The following is a 1402-nucleotide window of genomic DNA, read 5'->3' as shown; positions in this document are numbered from 1 at the left end:
GGCTAATCTTGTAGGGGTTTTAATTCGGATTGAGTCCATAACCTAGTTTGATGAAATAAAAACGCTCCACTGCCTGACTCAACACCCTGAGACCAGGCAGTGGCTGCTTGCGGCAGGGGGCAAAGCCCACTAATCGCCCCAGCGCCAGCGCAGCCTGAGAAATTGTCGTGACGGGGCCCTTACTCAACCGGGCCAGCAAACCAACCTCGCTTTCCGTAAAGTAGCTAACGGCCGATGCGTCTGGTTGAGCACGCACCCAGTAAGTCATACGCAGTAGTTGCCAGCCCACCACCGAATAAAACGCTAAGGCATTGAGCATCGTCTGGAGGTCATCAAACTGCATCTTTTCTACCTGTAAGGCCCCCGACTTGAGCACGTAGTGGAAGCGTTCGATCCGCCAGCGAAGGCTGTAAAAACCAACTAGCCGCTGGGCATCGGACTCCGTCTCAACCCCTAAACTGCTTAGTAAAAACCACTCCGCGGCTTGGCGGCTGTCAAACACGTCGAGTCCTTGCTCGTTGACAGCCCCGATCTCCCGGGCAATCACTACCCACAACGGCGGGCTTTTGTGCTTGGCCGGATTACGATCTTTGTGGGGCCACACGTGAACCTGACAAGCTTGTAAACTCAACCGTAGTCGGACCACTTTGTGCTGGCGCAGCACCTCCACCTGATGGTGGCCCATGACCGGTAAATGGGCCACCAACTCGGTTAGTTTGCGTCGCTGACCGCTGGCGATCAGTTCCAGCTGGCGGGGCTGATGGACCCGCACCAGCAAGGCGACCGATGCGGCCCGTTGGGCGGTGAAAAACGCAAATATATCCGCTTCCCGGTCCTGGACGACCACCACTGGCTTGGCTGACTGGCCCAGGTGTTGATTGACGGCAGCCAGTCCATTGGTCCACTTTTGACTCTCTTTGCCCACAAATGGCTTGTCCCCCTGGCGGCTCCAGTATTGCTGATCGAGCAAGCCTAGGGGTTGCCCTGTCTGGGTCATTAACAGTACGTTATGCTGCATAACCCCTTTAATACCCCCCTGTATAGTGCCCAGTCCGGTCATGGCCTGATGGGTGCTGTAGTTGTAATAGGTGGTATCCTGAGCGGCCACCAAATACTCGCCCTCACTGGCCTGTGCCCGCTGTAGGGTAGCCTGCAAGTGGCCTTCCAGCATGACCGATTCGTTCATGGTCTGATGGGCAAACAAGCCCGCTATGGTCTGGCGGAAAGTAGGTCCCATGGTTTGGGAAAACGAGAGGCCGGTTTTGGCGAGCGCCAGGTCAAAGGCCCGATCCAGACTTTTTTTACCTGAGGCCGAAAGCGTGTCATCTGACTGAATTCACTCATTTTGTTGGGGGTTGTGTCACCAAATTTACTCGTTTTCAAAACCCCTACAAGATTAGCC

At 55.3% G+C, this 1402-nt stretch carries 1 protein-coding gene; it reads right to left on the bottom strand.

The annotated features are described in order from the left end of the window. Positions 1 to 19 precede the first annotated feature (19 nt). A complete protein-coding gene (locus tag CLV58_RS27875) occupies positions 20 to 1237 on the bottom strand; it encodes an IS4 family transposase (protein ID WP_106141121.1) in 1218 nt (405 codons plus the stop codon). Between the last annotated feature and the right edge of the window lie 165 nt (positions 1238 to 1402).

It is taken from the genome of Spirosoma oryzae (assembly GCF_003002825.1).
GTDB classification, from domain to species: Bacteria; Bacteroidota; Bacteroidia; order Cytophagales; family Spirosomataceae; genus Spirosoma; species Spirosoma oryzae.
The sequence above is the reverse complement of the archived record's forward strand: the minus strand, read 5'-3'. Positions and strand labels throughout refer to the sequence as shown.

Coding starts and splice junctions, on each gene's coding strand:
- CLV58_RS27875 (WP_106141121.1), bottom strand. CDS start 1,237: ATGGGACCTACTTTCCGCCAGACCATAGCGGGCTTGTTTGCCCATCAG.